Annotated in this window: 28 protein-coding genes; 8 read left to right on the forward strand and 20 right to left on the reverse strand. The window is 36.2% G+C overall.

Features of this window, described 5'->3' with window-relative positions:
• Positions 1–30 precede the first annotated feature (30 nt).
• The gene (locus MHI10_RS20175) at positions 31–870 is read left to right on the forward strand and encodes a 5'-methylthioadenosine/adenosylhomocysteine nucleosidase (protein ID WP_340788687.1); all 840 of its coding nucleotides are present in this window, start codon (positions 31–33) and stop codon (positions 868–870) included.
• 356 nt (positions 871–1,226) lie between these two features.
• A complete protein-coding gene (locus tag MHI10_RS20180; protein WP_340788689.1) occupies positions 1,227–1,976 on the forward strand; it encodes a DUF4230 domain-containing protein in 750 nt (249 codons plus the stop codon).
• Between the two features lie 92 nt (positions 1,977–2,068).
• Here the strand turns inward: MHI10_RS20180 and MHI10_RS20185 are convergent, their stop codons facing one another.
• The 6 genes from MHI10_RS20185 to MHI10_RS20210 form a co-directional block, all read right to left on the reverse strand.
• Positions 2,069–2,425 carry a hypothetical protein gene (locus MHI10_RS20185; RefSeq protein WP_340788690.1) on the reverse strand — a complete coding sequence of 119 codons (357 nt, stop codon included), beginning with the start codon at positions 2,423–2,425 and terminating at the stop codon, positions 2,069–2,071.
• A 125-nt stretch (positions 2,426–2,550) separates the two neighbouring features.
• Positions 2,551–3,690, reverse strand: coding sequence for a hypothetical protein (locus MHI10_RS20190; RefSeq protein ID WP_340788693.1), 1,140 nt, complete (start codon positions 3,688–3,690; stop codon positions 2,551–2,553).
• Positions 3,683–4,195 carry an RNA polymerase sigma factor gene (locus tag MHI10_RS20195; RefSeq protein WP_340788695.1) on the reverse strand — a complete coding sequence of 171 codons (513 nt, stop codon included), beginning with the start codon at positions 4,193–4,195 and terminating at the stop codon, positions 3,683–3,685. The genes MHI10_RS20190 and MHI10_RS20195 overlap by 8 nt, the downstream gene beginning before the upstream one ends.
• A 123-nt stretch (positions 4,196–4,318) precedes the next feature.
• Positions 4,319–4,816, reverse strand: a complete 498-nt coding sequence (locus MHI10_RS20200; protein ID WP_340788697.1) for a maleylpyruvate isomerase N-terminal domain-containing protein — start codon at positions 4,814–4,816, stop codon at positions 4,319–4,321.
• 139 nt (positions 4,817–4,955) lie between these two features.
• The gene (locus MHI10_RS20205) at positions 4,956–5,342 is read right to left on the reverse strand and encodes a GNAT family N-acetyltransferase (protein WP_340789304.1); all 387 of its coding nucleotides are present in this window, start codon (positions 5,340–5,342) and stop codon (positions 4,956–4,958) included.
• A gap of 500 nt (positions 5,343–5,842) precedes the next feature.
• Positions 5,843–6,766, reverse strand: coding sequence for a plastocyanin/azurin family copper-binding protein (locus MHI10_RS20210; protein WP_340788699.1), 924 nt, complete (start codon positions 6,764–6,766; stop codon positions 5,843–5,845).
• A 238-nt stretch (positions 6,767–7,004) separates the two neighbouring features.
• Between MHI10_RS20210 and MHI10_RS20215 the strand changes: the two genes are divergently transcribed.
• Genes MHI10_RS20215 through MHI10_RS20225 form a run of 3 tightly spaced genes read left to right on the forward strand, consistent with a single transcriptional unit; the run spans position 7,005 to position 9,599 of the window.
• Positions 7,005–7,934 (forward strand): ABC transporter ATP-binding protein, encoded by a 930-nt coding sequence (locus MHI10_RS20215; RefSeq protein ID WP_340788702.1) that lies wholly within the window; start codon positions 7,005–7,007, stop codon positions 7,932–7,934.
• Complete coding sequence (locus MHI10_RS20220) at positions 7,925–8,821, forward strand: ABC transporter ATP-binding protein (protein ID WP_340788703.1); 897 nt, start codon at positions 7,925–7,927, stop codon at positions 8,819–8,821. The genes MHI10_RS20215 and MHI10_RS20220 overlap by 10 nt, the downstream gene beginning before the upstream one ends.
• Entirely contained in the window at positions 8,814–9,599 is a 786-nt protein-coding gene (locus MHI10_RS20225; protein WP_340788706.1) for an ABC transporter permease subunit, read from the forward strand. Before MHI10_RS20220 ends, MHI10_RS20225 begins: the two co-directional genes overlap by 8 nt.
• A gap of 134 nt (positions 9,600–9,733) precedes the next feature.
• Here the strand turns inward: MHI10_RS20225 and MHI10_RS20230 are convergent, their stop codons facing one another.
• From MHI10_RS20230 to MHI10_RS20240, 3 genes are all read right to left on the reverse strand, one after another.
• Positions 9,734–10,291, reverse strand: coding sequence for a cysteine hydrolase family protein (locus MHI10_RS20230; RefSeq protein WP_340788707.1), 558 nt, complete (start codon positions 10,289–10,291; stop codon positions 9,734–9,736).
• 72 nt (positions 10,292–10,363) lie between these two features.
• On the reverse strand, positions 10,364–11,329 hold the full coding sequence (locus MHI10_RS20235; RefSeq protein ID WP_340788708.1) for a S66 family peptidase: 966 nt from the start codon (positions 11,327–11,329) through the stop codon (positions 10,364–10,366).
• Positions 11,326–12,063 (reverse strand): HAD family hydrolase, encoded by a 738-nt coding sequence (locus MHI10_RS20240; RefSeq protein WP_340788710.1) that lies wholly within the window; start codon positions 12,061–12,063, stop codon positions 11,326–11,328. The genes MHI10_RS20235 and MHI10_RS20240 overlap by 4 nt, the downstream gene beginning before the upstream one ends.
• Before the next feature lie 79 nt (positions 12,064–12,142).
• Here MHI10_RS20240 and MHI10_RS20245 point away from each other — a divergent pair, with 79 nt between their 5' ends.
• On the forward strand, positions 12,143–12,805 hold the full coding sequence (locus MHI10_RS20245) for a Crp/Fnr family transcriptional regulator (RefSeq protein WP_340788711.1): 663 nt from the start codon (positions 12,143–12,145) through the stop codon (positions 12,803–12,805).
• 57 nt (positions 12,806–12,862) lie between these two features.
• Here the strand turns inward: MHI10_RS20245 and MHI10_RS20250 are convergent, their stop codons facing one another.
• The 7 genes from MHI10_RS20250 to MHI10_RS20280 all read right to left on the reverse strand — a co-directional run bounded on the left by MHI10_RS20250 (position 12,863) and on the right by MHI10_RS20280 (position 19,286).
• Positions 12,863–14,077 carry a translocation protein TolB gene (locus MHI10_RS20250; RefSeq protein WP_340788713.1) on the reverse strand — a complete coding sequence of 405 codons (1,215 nt, stop codon included), beginning with the start codon at positions 14,075–14,077 and terminating at the stop codon, positions 12,863–12,865.
• Between the two features lie 192 nt (positions 14,078–14,269).
• Entirely contained in the window at positions 14,270–15,925 is a 1,656-nt protein-coding gene (locus MHI10_RS20255) for a DUF4179 domain-containing protein (RefSeq protein ID WP_340788715.1), read from the reverse strand.
• Positions 15,912–16,445 (reverse strand): RNA polymerase sigma factor, encoded by a 534-nt coding sequence (locus MHI10_RS20260; RefSeq protein WP_340788716.1) that lies wholly within the window; start codon positions 16,443–16,445, stop codon positions 15,912–15,914. The genes MHI10_RS20255 and MHI10_RS20260 overlap by 14 nt, the downstream gene beginning before the upstream one ends.
• A 175-nt stretch (positions 16,446–16,620) precedes the next feature.
• A complete protein-coding gene (locus tag MHI10_RS20265) occupies positions 16,621–17,496 on the reverse strand; it encodes an ABC transporter permease (protein ID WP_340788717.1) in 876 nt (291 codons plus the stop codon).
• Positions 17,496–18,413, reverse strand: a complete 918-nt coding sequence (locus tag MHI10_RS20270; RefSeq protein WP_340788718.1) for an ABC transporter ATP-binding protein — start codon at positions 18,411–18,413, stop codon at positions 17,496–17,498. The genes MHI10_RS20265 and MHI10_RS20270 overlap by 1 nt, the downstream gene beginning before the upstream one ends.
• Positions 18,410–18,832, reverse strand: a complete 423-nt coding sequence (locus MHI10_RS20275) for a DUF3021 domain-containing protein (protein WP_340788719.1) — start codon at positions 18,830–18,832, stop codon at positions 18,410–18,412. The genes MHI10_RS20270 and MHI10_RS20275 overlap by 4 nt, the downstream gene beginning before the upstream one ends.
• Before the next feature lies 1 nt (position 18,833).
• Positions 18,834–19,286: a LytTR family DNA-binding domain-containing protein gene (locus MHI10_RS20280; protein ID WP_340788720.1), complete on the reverse strand. Its 453-nt coding sequence runs from the start codon at positions 19,284–19,286 to the stop codon at positions 18,834–18,836.
• 270 nt (positions 19,287–19,556) lie between these two features.
• Here MHI10_RS20280 and MHI10_RS20285 point away from each other — a divergent pair, with 270 nt between their 5' ends.
• Entirely contained in the window at positions 19,557–20,090 is a 534-nt protein-coding gene (locus MHI10_RS20285; RefSeq protein ID WP_340788721.1) for a GNAT family N-acetyltransferase, read from the forward strand.
• 64 nt (positions 20,091–20,154) lie between these two features.
• On the opposite strand, the gene MHI10_RS20290 is transcribed toward MHI10_RS20285, so the two are convergent.
• The 4 genes from MHI10_RS20290 to MHI10_RS20305 all read right to left on the reverse strand — a co-directional run bounded on the left by MHI10_RS20290 (position 20,155) and on the right by MHI10_RS20305 (position 21,951).
• Positions 20,155–20,637, reverse strand: coding sequence for a hypothetical protein (locus MHI10_RS20290; RefSeq protein ID WP_340788722.1), 483 nt, complete (start codon positions 20,635–20,637; stop codon positions 20,155–20,157).
• Positions 20,638–20,639: 2 nt separating this feature from the next.
• Positions 20,640–20,843: a helix-turn-helix transcriptional regulator gene (locus MHI10_RS20295; RefSeq protein WP_340788723.1), complete on the reverse strand. Its 204-nt coding sequence runs from the start codon at positions 20,841–20,843 to the stop codon at positions 20,640–20,642.
• A 221-nt stretch (positions 20,844–21,064) separates the two neighbouring features.
• Positions 21,065–21,553 carry a VOC family protein gene (locus MHI10_RS20300; RefSeq protein WP_340788724.1) on the reverse strand — a complete coding sequence of 163 codons (489 nt, stop codon included), beginning with the start codon at positions 21,551–21,553 and terminating at the stop codon, positions 21,065–21,067.
• Between the two features lie 29 nt (positions 21,554–21,582).
• The gene (locus MHI10_RS20305) at positions 21,583–21,951 is read right to left on the reverse strand and encodes a winged helix-turn-helix transcriptional regulator (protein WP_340788726.1); all 369 of its coding nucleotides are present in this window, start codon (positions 21,949–21,951) and stop codon (positions 21,583–21,585) included.
• A gap of 254 nt (positions 21,952–22,205) precedes the next feature.
• On the opposite strand from MHI10_RS20305, the gene MHI10_RS20310 reads away from it, so the two are divergent.
• Positions 22,206–22,922, forward strand: coding sequence for a 3-ketoacyl-ACP reductase (locus MHI10_RS20310; protein WP_340788728.1), 717 nt, complete (start codon positions 22,206–22,208; stop codon positions 22,920–22,922).
• Positions 22,923–23,119 lie beyond the last annotated feature (197 nt).

A 23,119-nucleotide genomic window follows, 5' to 3' on the forward strand; every position in this document is an offset into this window, starting at 1 on the left:
TTTAGGTTATTTTAGGAGGAATAAAGTTTAATGAAAAAGAAATCATATGTTAAATATGTTGTCACTCTATTAATGTTAGTTTTAATGATGGTCGGTTGTTCAGACAACGCGCAGAATAACGAAAAAGATACAACTACAGGCGATAATAAACAAACGAATGAAAACGTAATCGGTATTATTGGGGCAATGAGTGAAGAGGTCGAAATTCTTCGCGAAAAAATGGAAATTGAAAATACGAAAGAGATTGCAGGAATGGAATTTTATCAAGGGACACTTGATGGAGAAAATATCGTACTCGTGCAATCGGGTATCGGAAAAGTTAATGCAGCAGCATGTGCACAAATTTTAGCCGATCATTTCGGTGTAGATTACTTAATTAATTCAGGTGTTGCCGGCGGATTAAACCCAGATGTGAAAGTAGGAGACATCGTAATTTCTACGGATGCAGTTCAGCATGACGTAGACATTACTGCACTTGGAGAAGAACCTGGTGTTATTTCTCGAATGGAAACAAGTATATTTACAGCCGATGAGAAGTTAATTCAACTAGCAGAACAATCTGCAAAAACTTTGTCTGAGGATATTCATGTTTTCAAAGGCCGAATCGCTAGTGGTGACCAATTTATTGCAAGTAATGAACAACGTGATAAAATTGCACAAACATTCGCTCCATATGCAGTAGAAATGGAAGGTGCTGCTATTGCACATGTTGCGCAATTAAATAACATCCCATTTGTCATTATTCGTGCCATTTCAGATGATGCGAACGGTGAATCGAATGTTACCTATGTTGATTTCGTCGAAGTGGCAGCTAAAAATGCGAGCCAAATGATGGAACAAATGATCAAAGATTTTAATACGAATTTGTAATCGACTAATAATGAAGGGAATCTCTTTTATGCGAATAAGCAGAGGAGGTTCCTTTTTTATATGTGCCTATAGTAAACTACTGTAACTTGATTCAGCGGGGGGGTCAAACCCCAGCTAAATCAAGTTACGCCCCGGCGGATGTCACAGATTTTTAAGGGAAACGGAAGTCAGCCTAAGGACGTCACATCGTGTGACAACGGCTGACTGACCCACGTCCTGTGGCCCCGAGCTCGAAAAAATCTGGACGCAATTACGCCAAGGCGTAATTGATTTACACTATTCATAGAAAATAAGATAATAGAATTAAGTATTGGAAAATAACCTTAATTCGAAGGGGAAAAGTGAGGGGAAATACTATGAAGAAAAATGATGAAGCATTAACACAGCTTGAGCATGTGCTGCAGGAACTAAAAAAAGGTGAAGAAGAAAGTGCTGCTACTAGTGTTGTTATGGGACAGAGAAGGGCCAACCCTAATATCTCAGGTGCATTATTTAAACTCATTTTCAAATTTTGGGGCGTAAAGATTTTATTAATTGCATTGCTTCTTTTAGCTATTACATCTGGTGGGATTTGGTGGTTATTTTCTGGGAGTACATATAAAAAGGAAAGTACAACATTTATCGAACACATTCAAGATTTAGCAACGCTTGCTACAGCTGAAGCACATGTCAAAGTAATTATTAAGGAAGAGGACAATAAGCTTTTCGGAAATGATATTCCGGTTAATTTCCCAGGTACAAAGAGAGAGGTTTTATTGGTCGTTCCTGCCACAGTCATTGCTGGCGTGGATCTTAAAGGGGTTACTTCAAGCGATATAAAGGTGAATGAGGATAAAAAGAAGTTAGAAATTAGCCTACCACGGGCAACGCTTATACAAGATCCTGCAATTCAGATGGATCGTGTCCAGACTTTCTCAGATGAAGGACTCTTCCGCGGGAAAGTGAAATGGGATGAAGGATTTAACTTAGTGGCAGTAGCACAAGAGGAAATTAAAGAGGAAGCCATTGAAATCGGTTTATTACAATCAGCAGAAAAAAGCGCAGAGAAAGTGCTTGAAGGTTTCTTTAGCAATCTTGGGTATACGGTGAAGGTAACGTTTGAATAAGCTGACCATCTAGAACATTGATATAACAATGTTTTAGGTGGTTTTTTATTTTATAAACTTTAATTAAGGAAAAATAAAAGCCTAGCACTGGGCTAAGCTTTTTGATAGGAAAACTCGATTTTTTTATTATGTTTCTTCAGTAAATCCAACACTTCATTTAAGTTGGACAGTTCATCCTTTTCAACCATAAATGCATTTTCATCATGCTGGGCTACATAGGTGCTGCTTGGATACTCTTCATTTTCATTCGTTATTAGACGTACATAACCAAATTTCATGCCCGCCTCTTTATAATCGACGCGTTTAATTTCTCCAAGCGGAATAACTTTCATGCGCGGCTTTGCTTTCGTAAGTATCCACCATTTCTCACCTAAATAGTCAATCTTCATCTCTTTTTGATCGATGTCTATGTTATAACCGCCAAATAACTTAAAGCTAAATGTTTTCATCTACTAAACTCCATTTCCAAAAGGTCGTTACGTAAAGTATACGGATTATAGTGTAAAATTTCTAATTTAAGCCGCTGATTGAGAATAACCACTGATGGAAAAGAGAGAAAACCTTAAATTGAACGCTATTTACTTTCCTTATTAAACCGAATTAAATACATCGCTTTATCCATACCTTCCCCATTTACAACGAGCGTACCTTGCTCTGTAAATCGAGGTAGTACTAGCCTTTCTCTAATAGATGGTAGTTTGGATAGAAGTTTCAATTCGCCCTCCTGTAATGCAAAAAGCTGCACAGTATTGCTTTCACCTTTTTCAACGGCGACAGCAAAATGTTCACCATCCGTTGCATAATCATGTATTCCGACAGATTTTTCAATGACATTAAAATCACCTGTTGTCCTATCAATAAAGCCAATAGCAGCTGGCTCATCATCATTTTCATTCCACAAATAACTATAAATTTTATCGCCCTTTAACAAAATATTTTCTGCAATATCATATGGAAATACATAGCTTTCTAATTTTTTCTTCATTTCCAAATCATGCACTGTCACAACTGTATTTTTTCCGTCCTCCATCTTAAAGACTTCTGAAAATACAACTTGATTCCCTTCAAAAGCTAGCCAGCTACTACTACCTTCCCCTTCAATTTCACGTAAAATTTGAGATGTCCCGTCATTTAAATTTAATGTAAACGTGTACGGCTTATTATCTTGGAATCCTGTGTAAACAACAGTATCTCCCTGCAATTGAATGCCATAAAAATACGGCGTTTCCATTATGTTCACTTCATGCGTCTCACGATTTAACACATGGATTTTGCGCTCATTATTTACAGGCTGAGCCCAAACAAGCCAATCTTTTGATACGGCATAATCAAAAACACGCGCAATTTCAGAAGTATCTACTAGTAACGTCTCTCCTTGCGTCTCTACATCAAACGCAAAAAAACCATTCTCTGTGTTGTAAATGAATTCATTCGTTTCATCAAGATAAGTTGAATCTACAAGGGATGTATACTGCACATTTGGAATAACAACCTTTTCAATCGTAAAATTTTGCTCATCAAAGAAAGCTTGTTGCACATATGGAACAGCTAAAAATACAGCCATAAAAAGAGCTATAGTCGTTATGACAACTGGCACCCACGTTTTACTCGGCTTTTTTATCGGCGGCTTTTGCATATTCCCCCTCGTTTTCTCGATGATTCGCTGCCTATTTTCTTCAGTATTTTTTAAAGGGGTCAGTCGGTAATTAGTCATGTAACAGCACCTCCCATTGTTCTTTTCCCAGCTTTCGTTTTAAATGTTCTTTAGCACTTTTCAGCCTTGATTTCACCGTACTTTCTGGTCGATTTAATAGCTCAGCAATTTCCTTGATAGATAAACCTTCTAAATAGTAATAAACAATCGCTTCACGCTGCTTGAGTGGCAATGCTAATATCGCTGCATCCAGTACGTTCAGTTCATCTTTTTCGACAAGTGCATCTTTATGTATCATTTTTTCCTTAGGCATTAATTTCATCGTGAGCTTCACTTTCCGATATGCCCAGCTTTTCAAATAATCTTTACACGCATTGGCCGTTAGCCTTGATAAATAAGCCCTCAGCTCACCTTGCTCTATATAATCTGAACAATATAATTTCAAAAACACATCTTGCACAAGGTCTTCAGCTAAATATTTATCTTTCACGTAGTAATAGGCAATGCGGAACAATAATTCTGTATGTTCGTGCATCGCTTTTTCAACTAATTCTGACCGATTCAAACCTACGACCTCCTCTCCATACATAAACGATGCTACATCTAAAAAGGACGAAAAAAAAGAACGAAATGAAATTAATTATTCATCCCGTCCATCAAATCGTTATTTTATTTTCATGCCACTTCTCTAAATCATTTTATTTAACTTATTTTTCAACCATTCGGCATCTACAACTTCTGCAATTTGTAAAAAGTGCTGTAAATCATGTTCCTTTAATCCGTGGAAATAACTCGGTAACATTAATTTGGACGAGCCTAGCATAAATTCAGCTTCCCAAAACTCATCCTTCAACTCAGACAACGTTTTTATTAGCCTTTTCCGAGCATTAACAAATTCCTCAATGATGAATGCCTTTGTATTTTCCCTAGCATTTTTAGCCGATTCATTGTTTAAACTATTCGTATCCGGTGCTTTTGGCAAATCTGCTTGTTGAAATAAATAAGGTACGCGTTGATTGATAACAAATTCATCCCATGCTTTAAAATGCCCAACTACTTCTGCAACCGACCATTTACTCAGCCCAACAGTTTTTCTCCAATCCTTTTCATTTAATTCAATTAAACTTTCTATCCAATCAATAGAATTTTCTATATGCACTATTACTAATTCCTTTGCTAAAAGCATGTTTTTCAACACCCGCCTAACTTTATAGGTATGCAAAATTAATTCCAAACTTGACCTAGCTTATCTGCATAGAAATTAACTTCCCTTTATATAGATAAAAAAGACGATCCCTCCCGTTGAAGTCCACGTCATAATAATTTTAGTCGTTACACTTTAATTTTTTCACAAAATAATGGCGCTTACTTGGAAGTGGGTATTCATCAAGCGCAAAAACTTCTTCATAGCCTAGCTTTATGTAGAAATCCTTTGCTTGGAAACTAAATGTATCGAGAAAAGACTTTTTACAACCTCTTTGCATCGCTTCTAATTCAGCAGCTTCCATCAATTTAGTACCAATATTCTGCCCTCTTAATGTTTCATCGACCCATAAAAATGAAATTTCTAACCAGTTTCCGTGCGTTTCCCCTGAGATTCCCGCTACTTTTTCTCCAGCCTCATTGTGAACAAAAATAGCGATTGGATTCGTTTCCTTTAGTTCGATATGAGATAGATTAAAATCAATTAATTTACTTCTAATTTCAATAATAGACTTACTTTACCATTTTATAGGGGCAATTAACATAATTATTACGTCTCAAAAAGAAACATAAAATAAATAACCCCATATATAGGAAGTGCAATTGAAGTTAGAATGTACATAGTCATTTCGCCTTTAGTAAGCTTTCTTTTCCACCTCGTCAGTTTTAGTTGCCTACAATACATAGCGCTGGAAAAAATAATAATGAGAAGGGCTAACTCTTGTATATCTTTTAAACTGGATATCAAATGATCCGCTCCTTGAAGTATTCTAGAAATTTGCAATCACACAATTTTGTATACTTAATTCTACGAAAAAATGATCGCATATATTCATCATTTCATTTTCTTAAAAAATAGATTAATTCCTTTATCAATTACGTCTCGAACCACTCGAAATGATCCATTCAAATACCTGCGATATCAGTCTGGATTCCCCCCTTACCACTGACTCCCTCTGAAACAAGTTAAATCTTTATAGTTTCAGCATATTATTTCCTTCAAAATTAATTATCTAACAATCATTCGACCGACCATACCCAACTCCTTATGTCCAGGAACTATGCACATAAATTCATACGTTCCTGGCTCAGTCGGCGTAAATGTTAATGTCTCTGTACTTTTAGGCGCGGCATGAAGTTGAATTGCATTGTTTTCTGTCCTCTGATGGTGTTTAGATTCGTTATCAGTTGGAAGTACCGGAGCCTTAATTTCAATATCATGCTCGATTTGGTCTCGGTTGATAAGAGTTAAATGGACCGCGCTGTCTTTTTCCACAACAATTTCATTAGTAGAGTACTTCATTTCATCAGCTTCTATAACAATGATTTCGCTTTTTTCAGCACTATTTTCTGATGTGATATTTAGCGAAGAATGGTGACCACTTAACGAGCCCTCTTCATTAGACCCTCCAAAGTTTTCGGCAAAGTAATTTCCCACAATGATATTTACACCTAGTAAAGTCGATACAACAATCGGTTTTACTAGCCATCTTTTCTTAGTCACTTGAATATATTTTTGTTTTTTCAACATGGCCATAATAAAAATTGTACAACCTGAAAGAAATAAAAATAGCTGGATTAAACTAAACGATTGCTCGGTCCGAATCATCTCTCCTACCATTGCTCCCATCATGCCACCCATCAAACCAGCCATTAATCCCTCGAACACTGCGAGTAACCCAAAACACAAACCGCATATCGAGCCGGCAAGTACACCAATAGCGAGCGACAATATCGTCGAATAAAATAAATTCCCTTGATAGGTAACACCAAATAATACACCCACAGTCAAACCAACATTCATTCCGAAGAACATGGAAATGACCATTCCGTGCATCGTTCGATATTTTTTTCTCCAGATGACTCCCATCGCTATAACGATCACTGTTAACAAAACTAGTGAAATTAATACAAACAATTGATAGTTCCCCAATAATCCCCCACCTTTTTATAAGATATAAATTTTTACTTCCCCACATTTCAGTCAAAGTTAATATACCTTATAAGGGTATGTGTATTAATCAAACTACATGAATATCATGGAGAAATAACCGTAAGCTTCTACAAGAACTTTATGACCAGAGATCATTTAGTTTTCATTTGAAATTGTTGTGATACTATTAATTTAAATATTCAATATATTAAACGTGAAACATGAAAGGAGTGAGAAAATGACCGTCATTTCATTACAGCATGTCACAAAGGATTATGGGCATGGGCGAGGTATTTTTGATGTTTCATTTAACGTTAAGAAAGGCACTGTATATGGATTTTTAGGTCCGAATGGGGCTGGAAAAACGACGGCGATTCGTCACATTATGGGCTTTTCAAAACCGCAACAAGGCATCGTAACCGTCAATGGGCTAGATAGTTGGATTCATGCGAGCACCATCCAAGAAACACTCGGTTATTTACCTGGTGAAGTCGCATTACCCGAACATTTAACGGGTGAGCAATTCATTCAAATGATGATGGATTTAAGAAAAGTAAAAGATGATGCACATTGTAAAAAACTAATCGATTTCTTTGAGTTGGATGCTAAGGGCAAGATAAAACGGATGTCTCTCGGTATGAAAAGGAAGTTAGCGGTTGTGACTGCATTCATGCATGATCCGGATATTCTCGTACTTGATGAACCAACAAGTGGTTTAGACCCGATTATGCAGCAACGTTTTATCGATTTTATAAAAGATGAAAAGAAGCGGGGCAAAACCATTTTACTTTCCAGTCACATTTTTACCGAAGTTGATGCGACTTGTGATGAAATTTCGATTATTAAAGAAGGTCATATCATTTCTTCATTTAACAAACAAGAACTACTAAACATGACGGAAAAAGTCTTTCATCTCACAGTCGAAAACAGCGCGAACTTTATGCAACTTGTGCAGCAAATTGAGGCGAATTCAATTTGCCATATACTCTTTAAAAGTGAACAAACAAATGAACTACAAATTAGCTGTTATCCAAGTGATTTACCCAAACTCATTAAACTGTTAGCCAACTTTCCTCTATGTAGTTTCAGCGAAGTGCCATTTAGTTTAGAAAAGCATTTCATGGAATTTTATGATCGACGTGTGGAAGGAGACTTACCATGGCAATAATCAAATTACAAAATGTAACAAAAGATTACGGTGATAATAGAGGGATTTTTGCAATAAATCTTTCTATTGAACGTGGTGAAGCTTTTGGATTTATCGGTACGAACGGGGCAGGAAAAACAACGACAATCCGCCATTTGATGGGATTTCTAAAGCCTCATACTGGCACAGTGAAAATTAATAACTTAGATGCGTGGCAAAATGCTGCGGAAATTAAGCAGTCGGTTGGCTACATCCCTGGGGAGATTGCCTTTCCGGATGTCTCCACTGGTTGGAATTTCATTCATCAACAAGCCGCGCTTTTACAGCTAACAGATTTAAGCTATGCCGATGAATTGGTGAATCGGCTTCAGCTTGACCCATCCGCCAATATTAAACGGATGTCAAAGGGAATGAAACAAAAAACGGCCATAGTTGTCGCGTTGATGGCTGACTTACCCATTCTAATTTTAGATGAGCCGACAACTGGACTGGATCCGTTAATGCGTGCGGAATTTATTCAAATTATAAAAGAGGAAAAAGCAAAAGGGAAAACGATTTTTATGTCGAGCCATATGTTCGAGGAAATCGAAGAAACTTGTGATAATGTGGCGATGATTAAGGACGGCAAAATTCATACAATCACACCCATTTCAGCAATCACATCAAATAATACACAACAATTTATGATCGAATTTCGTAACGAACAGGACTGCACACGCTTTATGCAGGAAAAATTCCAGACGATCCGTATGAACCTGACAACCGCTTCTGTCTCTTTTGAAAATAATACATTGAACGAATTTTTAGCGGTTTTATCAACATATTCATTTAATAACTTAACCGAACAAAAACATACGCTTCAAGAATACTTTTATCAATTATATGCAGGAGGTCATGGGCATGTTTAATGGTACGATTTTCAAACAAACAATGCGTGCGAATATAAAACTTTGGCTTATTTTTACGCTTGTTTTAACTTTATTACAAGTCGTTATGGTGTCTGTATTCGATGATCGTATGATAACGGACATCGGTCATATGGTAGAAGGTACACCGCTTGCTGGATTTTTTGGGCAAACGACATTATTGAGCATGCTCGCTTCTACATTTTATTCAATTCATGGGGTTATTTTCCCAATCATTTATATCATTATGACCGCAAACAGTTTAATAGCTGCGCAAGTTGACCGCGGTTCCATGGCTTACTTATTGTCCACACCAACAAAGCGCTCTACAATTATTGTAACGCAAGCTGCTTACTTAATTTTTGCTTTAGTTGTAATGTTTTGTATCGAAACAGCGGCAGGCTTTATAACACTTCAAGTTTTCCAATCGGATGTAGACGTTGTAATTGCTGATTTTATAATGCTAAATATCGGATTATTTTTATTAATGTTTGCGATTAGTGGTATTTCATTCTTTTTCTCAAGCCTTTGCAATTTATCGAAAAACTCGCTAGCTTTTGGCGCTGGTATTCCTCTCGCTTTTTTCTTATTTCAACTGTTAAGTTCTGTTGATGAAAGTCTAGATGTACTTCGCTATTTCACAATGAACGCATTATTTGATACTGCGGCTATTTTAGAAGGTGAAAACTATTGGTGGAAGTTTGGCATTCTTTTAGGTATTGGCATTGTACTTTATATTGCGAGTTTGGAAGTGTTTAAACGAAAAGATCTGCCGCTTTGATTTTAGGGATTTGGGTTTAATAAAAATAGCGATGCTTCTGCAAAAAAACTGTGGACGCATCGCTGTTTGAATTTCCTATTAATTTTCTATATCGAGTGTAAAAACCTAATTAGAGTTCTCTCTTAAATGCTCTTTTACCTATAAGTATCGTGTGTCGGATTAAACAAATCTTCCTTAGAACCTCTAACAATCGAAAAATTGTCGACGTTATAATGACCATGTAAAGTAACATTGTGATGATCTATAATTTGCTTTGGTTCTAACACGTTATTCCCTATAGTTGAATGTCCATCAGATACTAGTGTCACATCAATTCCATTAATAGTTGCCGTTCTAACCGCACTATCTATACAATGCTGCGTCTCACAACCTAAAATGACTACGTGATTTATATTTTGATTCTTCAAATGTTCTAAAAGACCCGTACCATAAAACGAATTTGTCGCTGACTTATTAAAGAACTTTGAATCTACAGGGATTTTGATTTCATTATGTATTTCAAATCCCTTCCCATTTCCTTCAGCAACATCTAAATCTCTAACAAATATTATTTCTATATTATTTTTAACGGCTTGCTCAATGACATCATTAATAGTTTTAATTAACTGTTCCTTATTATAAATAGGATTCTCCTGTTCATTTCCATCAATTAGCTCTTGTTGTGCATCAATAATTAATAAAGACTGATTCAATTTGTTATCCCCTTTCAATAATGGCGATTTAACACGATTCGAAATATACTGACAAATTAGGCCGAAGTGACATTAAAAATCAACCAATTCAAACTTCATTCCATTTGAATCGATACGAACTGTCCCACCAATAGGCAGCATTGCAATCGGTTGTGTATGGCCAAAATCTAGATCGTAAAAGACAGGAATCTCTTTTAGTTGTGGGTGCTTATCTAATATAAAATGAAGCTGTTCTTCAGTCACCTTTGATACTCGTTGGAATCGACCAATTAATAATCCTTTTAACCCTTTTGTCACTTGTAATAAGGAAGTTAAATCTCTTGCAAACAATTCCGGTGTTATTAATTCATCATCTTCTACAAATAAAATACAATTATTTAAGTCGGGCATATATTCCGTGCCTTGCAAAAGATTCAATGTACATAAATTTCCGCCAAAAAGTTGACCTGTCGCCTCGCCTTGCGAATACACTTTCCATTTCGTTTCTTCGTACAGACGATTTTCTTGATCTAAAAACCATAAATCATCACTCCATTTTGATGAGGGTTGTACTTCATAAGCCTCTTCGTTCATCAAACATTTTATAAAATGAGTCGTTTGATAATCTTGCATACCCGTCATCTGAAAACTTGAAAAATGCGGTCCTGAATAGGTAATAAAATCACACTTCGCAGTAATGGCTGACGTAAGTGCTGTAATATCGCTAAATCCACATAATATTTTGGGGTTCGCCTTTACTAAATCATAATCAATATAAGGAAGCAGCTCATTGCTATTAAACCCGCCAATGACTGTCAAAATTCCTTTTACGTTTTTATCCGCAAAAGCTTCATGCAAATCTTCAATGCGTTGTTCAATTGAAGAAGAATCTTGTAAATCACGAACCCCCACATACTTTCCGAATGTTACTTTAAAACCTAGATCCTCTAGTCGTCTTTTCGCGAGTTGAACTCCTTCATCCGATAATATCTTCAAACTGCGACTCGGTGCAATTACCCGAATTTCGTCACCTTGCTTTAACTTTGCAGGTATGTTCATTTTACATTCTCCTTCCATATTGTCATTAATTTTTGGATTGTCTTTGCAACATCCGCTCTATCAATCTTCTCTGTTGCATACTGTTGTACATCTTGATTTCCTATACAAACACTATAAGCAGCATTTTCAAATAAACATTGATCATTGCTATCATTGCCAAACGCAATAAAGTGATGAATGTTGAGATTGTGAAGCCCTTTTACTTTATTAATACCGAGCGGACTAATATCCATCGCATTTTCACTTTTATAACTTGTCACCATAACAGGCAATGCAGATAGCTCGTCTATCAACTTACCACTTGGATGGAATAATACAATTTTACATATTTTATGTAACTCATTCAACTGTCGATTCTTTGCTTGTGCTTGGTTAATATTGCGATAAATCGGATGTTTCTGATCCCCTGTGTAGGCATAATCCCAATCACTATCTGCTAAATACGTTAATTCATTTGTTTCAATAATCGAGACGAGCTTTGCTAGTAAATCCTCATTAAAATAATTCGCTTTAATGTCACCGTTGTTATATGTAAATGCACCATTCCCTCCTACCATCCGTCCTTGGTGAAATTGCTTAGGTAACAGTGGCAACATGTCACGAATCGGTCGAGCTGAAGCAAAAATAACTTCATGTCCAGCTTCAACTAAATCATTTAACGCCGCAATGATAGAACGCTCAATCGTTTTCCCATCAAAACAAATCGTACCATCTATATCAAATACGAAATTCATTCCAAATTTCCCCTTTCCTTTTAATTGAGTATAATATTCATAAAATAATAGTGAAGGACCGATGTCTCGGAGGGGTATTATGAATTTAAAATCATTTCGTTTAATTTATGACTATACGTTTACAGAAGAAATCATTCACGAAATTACGATGCGTTCTTACTTACCAAATGAATACATATTAAAAGCAGGGGAAGAGCTTGATGGCTTATATTTTTTAATAGAAGGGAGATATTTCGTTTCTAGCTTAGAGATCACGGGGAAAGAGTTATTATTACGCTATTGTCAGAAGCCCGCTATCATGGGGGATATTGAACTATTTGAGGGATGCTTCATTCAATCAAATTGCATAGCTGCTGAGAAATGTGATTTTATCTTCATTTCCCGCTTCGTTTATGAAAAATATTTAAAATATGACAGCGATTTTAATCAATTATTATTAAAGGAATTAGCGTATAAACTTCGGACTTGCACAATTTCATCAAGGGTGAATGCTCTTTCACCAGCATCTGTTCGTTTAGCTGCCTATTTATGTACAATTGAATCGACCTCACATTTTAATAATTATATTAGAACAAATACTTTAGATGATGTCGCTTCATTAATCGGCACAACAAAACGCCATTTAAATCGAATTTTAAAAGAATGGTCAGATGCAGCAATCATTGAACGTACAAATGAAGAAATTCAAATTTTACATTGGGAGAAAATCAAAGAAATATCTGAGAGTGTTCGATTTGAGTAACAGCTATGTGGGAATTTCCATTACTAAAAAAAGATGGAGCATGGCTTGCTCCATCTACTATTTATAGAAAAAAGTTGGTGCAAAATCTACATTTTTTAACCACAGATGTTCTGGACCATTTATGCTATCCTTAGCCCAAACGTCACCTTTATTCCACATTCCAGTTGTTCGAAACCAAGTAATCGTCGAACCAACCACTTGCGGTGAGATATCTAATTGTTTGTTCTTCGGAAAGGTTAGCTGCCTTTGCTCACCCGTTTGAATATTTATAACATAGAGCACTGTAAACATTGTTGGAACTGGTCCTTCATTCCACTTTTTGTTTTCCTTCGCCCGCGCAACAATTATTTCATCTTGATTAAACCATTCTAAATCAAGGTCAACATATCCTTTTGGTGTATATTCTTTCGGTTTATTCATTAATGGAATATCAGCAACTGCTGCATTTTTGTTTTCAACGTAAAATCTCCCTTCTCCTGATATGAAGGCTAGTTGATTTTTTGTTGGGGACCACTTGATCCACCTTGCATTCCATAACATTTTCCCTATCACTTGAAAGTTTTCTCCTATTGATGAAAGTACGGATAGTGTATTGCTATCATTCGCCCAAGATGCCGTAGGAGTTAATAAAAAACTTACCCATTTCCCATCTGGACTCCATTTAAAATATTCTGCATCAATCGCAAATAAGTCAGATGTATTTGTTTGAACTGTGTAAAAAGGTTTTATTTTATTCGTATCAAGGTTCGCATCTACGGGCACCTTAAAAAGATGAACAGGTTCCCATCCAGTAGGGAGCAAATTGGATTCCGATGAAACGATAAATTCCTTTCCGTTCGGGAACCATTCAAAATCACTCACACCTAAAGCTACATTTTCAAAACCATGTGGTCGCCCATTTTTTGTCTTTGTAACATTTAAAACACCACCTGAATTGTATGCTAGCTGATTGGATGTTGGTGACCATTTATAATCGCTCGTTTGAATTGAGATATATGGCAAATAGCTTTCCTTTTTCTCCGAATCATAAATAAATAAGTTGGTATTGTCGCCACTTTTGTCACCTGCTGTGTACGCAATAAATTGACCATCTTTTGACCACTGCGGATTGTAAGCATACGTACCTTTTGTAAGTTGCGTTTCTTTATCGCCCTCTTTCAACCAAAGCTGATGATCCCGTATAAATGCAGCTTTAAGTGGGGTTTCAGCAGACGCATCTATTGAAAAACTAAAGCCCATAAATAGTAGTAATAAAAAAATCCGAATTGCCATTTATCACACCTCCTACTTATAACTTCTCCTGACGAATGATATATATTCGTTTATTGAAAATAGTAGTAGTTGGTGCTTTTGATAATTTTTTATAAAGGGAAACATCCATTTTTTTGCAATCTCCCCTTGATCTTCCTTCATGTAGCAATAGAGTGAGTATCACAAATTTCAAAACTGTATCGCGATGCAGTGTTATTTTCCAACCTTAAGCGGAACTCGTAGTACATCATCGTGATCATGGGTTGTATAATTCGAAATGAAAATGTCGAGCTCGGTCTTGTCGAAATTCTCATACACGTCCATTCTTTTATTATTCTCACTGCCAAATATCCCCTGAATAGCAGGTATTCCATACTCCCGCTCTTTTCCGTCCTGGTAATAGGTTTGAATAACTCCACCGAATATTGTGTCTGAACTTAAAGATTCCACATAGAGGTTATTATCCTTCATATAATACGTCCATGAAATCGGATATCCCGCAATATGGGTTGTTAAACTTTGACGTTCTGCTGATATATCCGTCAAACGTATCGGATTGTTATCGCCTTCAGCTTCATTAATACGGTGATTGGCGATAAACGTCATCGGTTGATTCGCTAAAGACATCGCATCAATCCCAGTAATTTCAAAGCGTAGTTCCATCTCGTTAGGACCCATCCTTTTATATAGATCTAGCATATACCCAGTTAACAGAGTTCCCCCTATATCCAGCTGATAATCTGTGTAAGGGAAATTGTAATAGCTACCACTACCTTCAAGGATGAGGCGAACTTGAGTTGGTGTTACCGTCATCTCGCGAATTTTTCCTTCCATCGGGTCATTGTCCATTGGAATGTTTAATACTTCTTTAAATGATGCATTTTTCAGTTGTTTTTTTTCTAAATTTAAATTTATGTTCCAAATGCCATTAGTAGTTTCTAGTGTTTGATTATAAGTTAACTGAAATTTAGCATTTTTTGCACGTAAGCTGTCCGTATTAAATACTTGCTGGCTTAAGTATTCTCCTTTTGCTCCAGGGGTTCCAGAAACGGAAATTCCAGTTTTTTCAATCGGTTGATTCATGTCATCCATTACTTCAATATGGGTCCAGCTTTCAGTTGCCCTTTTATCATCTGTAAACAAAATGGATGTTCGAAGTAGTGTTTTTTCTTCAGGTTGCTCAAAAGCTTGCAATGTCACACTGTCAATTCCATCCTGCTGAATTTTGAAAGACTGCGTATCGGAATTGTTAGGATCATAGTTAATTGGTCGACTTATATCGCCTATGAACTTTACATTCTCTATAACAAACTCAACATTCGTAGTCTCCTCTTTCGCTATCCAGTCCGTTTCAAAATACCCTTGGAACACACCAAGTTCATCGTTCCACTTGTGTACATAATTCCCTTTGATTAAATCGCCATTTTGATCTTTCAATCCAATTTGTTCAAATCTAATATCTTTTCCACTCCATGACGCGTTAGGTTTTAAGCTATACAATAACAACGTTCGATTATCGTCTATAAACGCCGTATGCACGGTTAGCGTAACATCGTTCTTTGTAATGGATTGCTCGATTGTTTGTCCAACCCCTTGTTCTAATGCTGTCTGAATCCCTTCTCTATAAGAAAGTATATTGGACCAGTCATAAGTTAGTGCTCCATAAACAGGTGTTGCCAATAATGCAACGGTTAAACCCGCTACTAAAGCAAATCGTTTTCGTTTTCGAGGAACAATTACAACTGGTTTGCCTCCATTCGTTTTCAATTCATCCTGCTGAATATCGTTCCACATTTGATCAAAATCTGGATAAGATAAATTATCCGAGTTCTTCATTTCATTTTTAATCTTCTTTTCAAAGCGTTCCAAATTGATTCTCCCCCTTCAACCATGAGTTGTGATTCGATTCAAGCTTTTTACGCAAAATCTTCAATGCCTTATGAAGCCTCGACTTCACTGTGCCTACAGGTACCGCTAAAATTTCAGCAATTTCTACCATCGATAATTCACCAATATAGCGGAGGGTAACAACGGCCATCAACTTATCTGGAAGTTGCTTTAAAAGTTCCTCCCATTCTGCTGCAACTGTTTTCTCTAATAGGATCGTATCTACCGATTTAACCACTGCCGTAGTTTGTTCATGGGACCATTGAATCTGCTGCTGTTTTTCACGCTGGGTTTGATTCTTTTTCAGTAAATTTAAGCAATGATTCATCGCGATGCGCATAATCCATGCCCGTGTATGCTCAACATCTTTCCAATCTTGACGAAAAATCGTGATAAACACGTCATGGCAAATATCCTCTGCATCTTGTTTGTTCCGCAGCATGTAATAGCAGGTGCGGTATACGTCTTTGTTATATGCATCGAATAATTCTCGTTCGGTCAATTCGAGGCACCCCTTTCTTCACGTTATACATTATAAACAAGTGACTCCTGGAAAAGGTTCACTATTTTTTTAATATAGGGAAATGCTGTGGATGGAAGTCGTTATTTAAATAACCTTTTACATACAAAATAAGACCGCCCATTACAGAGCGATCTTATGTTATATATAATCATTTTTACTTATTTCTCTTTTTAAATAGAAGGATGGATAACACTGCAAGTATAACTGTTGTTCCTACTATAATAAGTAAACTCGTCGAAGAAGCTAGTAAATTGCCATTCATTTCATAAACGACGCCAAAGTTGATTTTATAAGCTTCTACCTGTTCATTTGGAGCTCCCGCAAAAACCGTTTGAATCGAATTTTGCATAAATGCCTCACGTAAAAGAACCGTTGTGTGACTGATAGGAAAATACATAATTAAATTTTGGGCAAATCCAGGCAATACACCAAAAGGAACATACACACCACAGAGAAACCCTATTAATGTTCCAACAATTGTAGTTAATGTCGAATACGCATTTTGCGAGTGAACAAATAATACAAGAAACATATTCAATGTACTTGCTAGTAAGACAGATAATATTAATAGTCCTATTACTTTCATCATTTCCGTAACATTTAAAAGCTGACCACCTGTTGCAATAATAAAAACTTCGCATGCAACAAACGCAATGAATGAAAAGGAAAATCCGATAATAAATGCATTTAATACGTAGCTAGCCTGAATTTTCGCTCTGGAAATAGGTGCCGTTAAAAAATCGGCTGCTGATTTAGATTCAAGGTCCTGGATTGCTATACCAAATGCACCTAGTGTCGATGTAACTGCCATCATGGATAATAAGCCAGCAACTAACCATTCGTTTACCATTGTAATTGTTTCTGGAGTAGCTTTCGTTACCTGTTCAATGGCATCAACTTGCATCTTTTGTAGAAAGATTCCGTATAAAGCAATGACAATGATGATAGATAATAACGAAAAGAATACTTGTGCTTTATCTCGACGAAACATTTTATTATTTCGGCTTACTAAACTAAGTAATGATTCCATTAAACCGTTTCCCCTTCCTGCATGATATGAATAAACACATTGTCCATCGTGCCTTTAATTACTTCAAAAGATGCAAGCAATGGTTCAACTTGTTTCAATAATGTCAAAGCATGCATAGTAGAAGTAACCCGAATGGAATAAACATCATTTCGCACAGTAAAGGTTAACCCATTTTGTTGTAGCCACTTTTCCCCTTCAGCTATATTTTGAAAAACAACATCTAGCTGATCATAGGCATATTTCGTTTTTAATGCATCCGGCGTCCCTTCCGCAACAATTTCTCCATTTTTTAAAATAACAATCTGATTTGCAACGGCTGCTTCTTCCATATAATGTGTCGTTAAAAACACTGTCATATTTGTTTCCTGTTGCAATCTTTTAACGGCCTGCCAAACAAATTGACGCGTTTGCGGATCTAATCCAGTAGTAGGCTCATCTAAAAATAAAATCCCGGGGCGATGAATTAATGCTCTTGCAATATCAGCCCGTCTTCTTTGACCACCTGATAATGCACTGTATTTTTTCTGTTCAATATCATCTAACTGTAAATAGGTCGAAACAAATTGATAGTTTTGCTGTAATTGTATTTTCGATAAACCATACATTTTTCCTCGATGTAAAATATTTTCTTGTACCGTTAATTTGCCATCTAACAGGCTTTGTTGAAAAACAACACCGATTGACTTTCGAATATTCGCTTGATTATTTTCATCTAAATCATAGCCATTAATACGAACTGTACCACTCGTTTTTTGCAATAATGTACATAAGATTTCAATCGTAGTAGATTTACCCGCACCGTTTGTTCCTAAAAATGCAAAGAGCGTACCTTCTTCAACTGTAAATGAAATTCCTTTTACAGCTTCTTGTTGACCATATGTCTTGTGCAAATTTTCCACCTGTATAATACTCGTCATTTCAGTTCACCACGTCTCTTTTTAATTGTTTGATTCAGTTCATCTATGTCCTTTTTTATTAAGTTTTGTATAACCCACCACGTACCAATGTAGATGATAACTGTAGCAATCAATACAAACATAACTGTCGATAAATCTGAAACATCATACCAATTCCCAAAATAGCCTGCAGCGAATACAAGAACTAGAATGCCTAAAATGTGTACTAATAACTGCCCTATAAATGGGATTCGTTCAACTTCGAAAATTTGCGAGATAACGCTAATCGCTACTCCCAATACGATTGCGATAATGACTTCTTCTACTAATTGCTGTCCAGTCATTACTTCATTTGTTGCTAAAATATTTAAAGACATAATGATATAAGAGCAGCTTAGCGAGATGAGTACACTAATTATTAAAATACGAAAATATCGCATGTTAGTACCCCCTTCCAATTCCTAATTGCACTTTCAATTCTTTTAAATATTTCCGACTAATATGGATCGAAACGCCATTATCTAAAAGAACTTGAGTCGTTCCAATTGTCGCTAATTGAATTGAGGCAATTTTATTTAGATTAATTAATGTCGATTTATTTACTCGAACAAAATCCTTCGCAAATTGTTCTTCAAGCTCATATAACTTCTTCTTTGCCTCAAACTCCTGCTCCTCTGTTTGTAAATAGACTTTCGATCCATCCGCATAAATTGAATAAATTTCATCGATTTTAAGCATATGAATTTCTTGTTTTAAATAACCATCAATCATCTTTGAAACTTGTGTTGATTGTAATTGCCTCATCAATTGTTCAATTTGCTCATTGTACTCTTTCGCATGAATATGAATTTCAGTTTCTTCAAGCTCATTGTTAATTACTAAGTGAATTTTCATCCGAGCATTCCTCCATTACCATAACTTTACCATATCCATTTCCTAACAATGTACGTTCAGTTATAAGTGGTTACTAAAACACGATAAGAGGTATTTCTCCACTTATATGTGGTTAATTATGCTTCGATTAGCTAAGGTAATCTTACTCTTGAGGGGGTGAATTACTACGGATATAATAAGACGGCTAAGTTAATAGTTGAATTAAAGCAGTGAATAATGCAATATTATTAATGAATTATAGTAGACATTCAAAGTACGAGGAGACTATAAATGGAATTTTTAATTAGACCAGAGCACGCTGAAGAATATAGCACGACTGAAGAAGTTATAAGAAATGCCTTCTTAGATGAAGAGTATAGCGACCAAAAAGAGCATCTACTCGTAAATCGAATTAGACAGTCGGATGCATTTATTCCTGAACTTTCATTAGTTGCAATAAATGAGGACAAGGAAATCATTGGTCACATTCTTTTATCCAAAATTACAATCATAAATGGGGATAACATCGCGGATTCCTTAGCACTTGCCCCGGTTTGTGTTGCGCCTGATCATCAGAAAAAAGGCATTGGCAGCCAATTAATTCAGGAAGCATTAAAAGTGGCAAAAGAGCTTGGCAATCAATCTGTCATTGTTTTAGGACACAAAGATTATTATCCAAAGTTTGGTTTTAAACAAGCTAGTAGTTGGAATATACGAGCACCATTTGAAGTACCTTCTGAAGTATTTATGGCTTTAGAGTTAGCCGAAAATTCACTTCAAAATGTGCAAGGTATCGTTCATTATTCGGAAGCTTTTTCGGAGTAAAATTATAAAGAGGTTGTTCCTAAAATTGTTTTTCAACATTTTAGGGACAACCTCTTTTAGTAGTTTATTCGGTTTTCTTTTGAGGTGTTTTTATTGCGGTAGTCAGTGCAACTACATTAGGCAAAATACTCCACAATAAAAATAGCCAGTTACCCGTCACAATAGAGAGGACTGTAAAAAAAGTAAACGAACAACCCACGACGATCCAGGCAATTTTCATACGAGAAAGCTTTTTAGTTGGGGAAATAGTCATATTGATTGTCAAAACGATCCCGATGATTGCCCAACTTCCTAAGTGTATTAATAAAATAAGAGCTAAAACCATTGCCGCGCTTAATTCAATCCCAAACATGATAAGCGAAAAGAAAATATAAATTGCTCCTAATGTCGCATACCATGCATATGATCTTGCCCTTTGCCAAATATGATAGTATAACTCGTCTAATCCTCTTTTTTCCCTAGCCTTTTTCCGCCCGAACCACCAACCAAGAAGCCCGCCAAGCATTCCTCCGTATAATCCAATCATGCCACCGATAGAAATATCCATAATTACATTCCCTCCTCTTCGAATAGAAACACTTCTTCAATCGTGCAGTTGAATACCTTGGAAATGTTGTATGCGAGCTCAATAGATGGATTGAATTTCCCTGATTCAATTGCAATAATCGACTGCCTTGAAACACCAACTTCTTTAGACAATTCCTCTTGTGTAATCTGCTTCACTTTCCTTAATTCACGAATTCGATTTTTCATAGTTCCTCCTTACTTAATGTAAAGTAAACTGTACATTTCTTAATAAGTAAAGCTTACTTTACATTCCGCTTCCATGTCAAGTAGGCTTTACATTTTATTTTTATAATCAATATTCAGCTGTTAAACAGATGCTGTATGTTAACTTTCTATTATAGAAAAGGAAATATGATTAAGAAAAACCTCGATCCATGACTAATAGATCGAGGTTTATATTTGGTTATTTATTTAATTTCTTCGGCCAGCTCCAAAATAATTCCTTCTGGTCCACGAATGAAGCATAATTTCTGAACGTTTTCGTAGTTTTGTATTTCACCAAGAAGTTCTGCACCGTTCTTTGTCATTTTCGTAACAAGAGCTTCAATATTTTCAACAGCAAAAGCAATGTGTCGAGTACCTAGCGTATTTGCTAAAGGATGCTGTATGCTATTTTCATTTGAAGGCGTGTGAAATTTAACTAATTCTATATTTGTGCTACCATCTGGCGTTCGCAATACGACTAGTTCTATATTTGAGTCACCGTCTGACGTTTGCAACATGCCATCTTCCTCTTTAACATTTTGAAACCCGATTATCTGCTCCATCCGCTGCACCCATTCGCCTTCCACTTTTCCTTCTCCTAGTATTTCAAGTCCAAAATCAAGGAAAAACGCCTTCACGGCAGGAAGATCATTGACGGTTATACCTATATGATCTAATCTATGGATCTTCATATTTTGTACCACCTTTTAATTCAAATGTTCTATCTCTCTTGTTTAATTTGATCTATTCGGTTTTTTCCCCATTCATACATCATCTCAACGATTGGTAATAACGTCATTCCAAGTTCAGTCATTGAATATTCTACTTTGGGAGGAACTTCTGGAATCACTTCCCTATGGACAATCCCGTCTTCAATCAGTTCACGTAACTGATTTGATAATATTTTATGAGATATTTTCGGGAAAAGCTTTTGAAGTTCACTAAATCGATGCGTCCCTTCTACACCTAAGTGCCACAAAATAACAACTTTCCATTTCCCACTAATAATCGATAAAGTAAGCTCTTTTTCACAATGATAATCTTGATTTAATATTCTTTCTTGTATCTCTTTTCTTAATATATCTGACATAGACACCTCTCCTTTACTTATCGTAGTAACCATTTGGTAACCTCCGTACAAAAAAGTGCGTTCTTCACAAGGGAGAAAACTGTAGGTAAGATGAAGATAGTCTTAAAGACAAATCATTTCCGAGTAAAACAGCGTAAATAATTATACCATCCGAACGGGTTTATCAAACGCACCTTACTTAAGTATTAACTTTTTTATTTTATTACACTTTATTTAGTCAATATAAAACAATCTTATCTAAAGGAGAAAAAAATATGCAAACAATTACAGGAAAAGTGGCTTTAATTACAGGAGCAGGGCGTGGAATTGGACGTGCAACAGCAGCAGCTCTTGCACAGGAAGGTGTTCACGTAGGTCTAGTTGGCCGTACGCTTGAAAATTTACAAAAAGTTGCAGAGGAGCTTAAACAATATAATGTGAAAGTAGCAATCGCTACAGCGGATGTAGCGAATTTAGACTCAATCACAGCAGCGGTTGAATCAATTCGTGGCGAGCTTGGTGCAATCGATATTTTAGTAAATAATGCCGGCATTGCAAAATTCGGCAGCTTCATGGACTTAACGCCTGAGGAATGGACAAATATTATCGATGTCAACGTTAAAGGTGTGTACTACACAACACGTGCGGTCTTACCAGAAATGATTGAACGCAACACGGGCGACATCATTAACATCTCATCAACAGCTGGGCAAAGAAGTGCACCAACTACAAGTGCATACGCTGCTTCAAAAGCTGCAGTTATCGGACTAAGTGAGTCGTTAATGCTAGAAGTGCGTAAGAAAAACATTCGCGTTACAACATTAACTCCAAGTACGGTTGCAACAGATATGGCTGTTGAGCTCAATTTAACAGACGGCAATCCTGAAAATGTAATGCAAGCAGAAGATTTAGCAGACTTAATGGTTGCACAGCTAAAACTTCATCCACGTGTTGTATTAAAACATGCGGGACTTTGGTCGACAAATCCTTAATAGAACAATTCGAAATATCAAGACGCTATCCACTATATTATGGATAGCGTCTTTCTTTTTTAGAATAAAAGGCGCTAATAGTATCACTGCCAACATGCTTCAATTCAAGAAAGAAAAAAGATCCTGCCTAAATAACATTTTAATAATAAGCCATTTCATATACGTTTCTTATGAGGCTTTAAATTGATTCTGAAGTT

The sequence above is a fragment of the Solibacillus sp. FSL K6-1523 genome (assembly GCF_038005225.1).
Taxonomy (GTDB): Bacteria; Bacillota; Bacilli; order Bacillales_A; family Planococcaceae; genus Solibacillus.

Excerpts from the sequence above, each read along its gene's own strand:
- MHI10_RS20175 (WP_340788687.1), top strand. The coding sequence starts at position 31 with ATGAAAAAGAAATCATATGTTAAATATGTTGTCACTCTATTAATGTTA.
- MHI10_RS20180 (WP_340788689.1), top strand. The coding sequence starts at position 1,227 with ATGAAGAAAAATGATGAAGCATTAACACAGCTTGAGCATGTGCTGCAG.
- MHI10_RS20185 (WP_340788690.1), bottom strand. The coding sequence starts at position 2,425 with ATGAAAACATTTAGCTTTAAGTTATTTGGCGGTTATAACATAGACATC.
- MHI10_RS20190 (WP_340788693.1), bottom strand. The coding sequence starts at position 3,690 with ATGACTAATTACCGACTGACCCCTTTAAAAAATACTGAAGAAAATAGG.
- MHI10_RS20200 (WP_340788697.1), bottom strand. The coding sequence starts at position 4,816 with ATGCTTTTAGCAAAGGAATTAGTAATAGTGCATATAGAAAATTCTATT.
- MHI10_RS20215 (WP_340788702.1), top strand. The coding sequence starts at position 7,005 with ATGACCGTCATTTCATTACAGCATGTCACAAAGGATTATGGGCATGGG.
- MHI10_RS20220 (WP_340788703.1), top strand. The coding sequence starts at position 7,925 with ATGGCAATAATCAAATTACAAAATGTAACAAAAGATTACGGTGATAAT.
- MHI10_RS20225 (WP_340788706.1), top strand. The coding sequence starts at position 8,814 with ATGTTTAATGGTACGATTTTCAAACAAACAATGCGTGCGAATATAAAA.
- MHI10_RS20235 (WP_340788708.1), bottom strand. The coding sequence starts at position 11,329 with ATGAACATACCTGCAAAGTTAAAGCAAGGTGACGAAATTCGGGTAATT.
- MHI10_RS20240 (WP_340788710.1), bottom strand. The coding sequence starts at position 12,063 with ATGAATTTCGTATTTGATATAGATGGTACGATTTGTTTTGATGGGAAA.
- MHI10_RS20245 (WP_340788711.1), top strand. The coding sequence starts at position 12,143 with ATGAATTTAAAATCATTTCGTTTAATTTATGACTATACGTTTACAGAA.
- MHI10_RS20250 (WP_340788713.1), bottom strand. The coding sequence starts at position 14,077 with ATGGCAATTCGGATTTTTTTATTACTACTATTTATGGGCTTTAGTTTT.
- MHI10_RS20265 (WP_340788717.1), bottom strand. The coding sequence starts at position 17,496 with ATGGAATCATTACTTAGTTTAGTAAGCCGAAATAATAAAATGTTTCGT.
- MHI10_RS20270 (WP_340788718.1), bottom strand. The coding sequence starts at position 18,413 with ATGACGAGTATTATACAGGTGGAAAATTTGCACAAGACATATGGTCAA.
- MHI10_RS20275 (WP_340788719.1), bottom strand. The coding sequence starts at position 18,832 with ATGCGATATTTTCGTATTTTAATAATTAGTGTACTCATCTCGCTAAGC.
- MHI10_RS20280 (WP_340788720.1), bottom strand. The coding sequence starts at position 19,286 with ATGAAAATTCACTTAGTAATTAACAATGAGCTTGAAGAAACTGAAATT.
- MHI10_RS20285 (WP_340788721.1), top strand. The coding sequence starts at position 19,557 with ATGGAATTTTTAATTAGACCAGAGCACGCTGAAGAATATAGCACGACT.
- MHI10_RS20290 (WP_340788722.1), bottom strand. The coding sequence starts at position 20,637 with ATGGATATTTCTATCGGTGGCATGATTGGATTATACGGAGGAATGCTT.
- MHI10_RS20295 (WP_340788723.1), bottom strand. The coding sequence starts at position 20,843 with ATGAAAAATCGAATTCGTGAATTAAGGAAAGTGAAGCAGATTACACAA.
- MHI10_RS20300 (WP_340788724.1), bottom strand. The coding sequence starts at position 21,553 with ATGAAGATCCATAGATTAGATCATATAGGTATAACCGTCAATGATCTT.
- MHI10_RS20305 (WP_340788726.1), bottom strand. The coding sequence starts at position 21,951 with ATGTCAGATATATTAAGAAAAGAGATACAAGAAAGAATATTAAATCAA.
- MHI10_RS20310 (WP_340788728.1), top strand. The coding sequence starts at position 22,206 with ATGCAAACAATTACAGGAAAAGTGGCTTTAATTACAGGAGCAGGGCGT.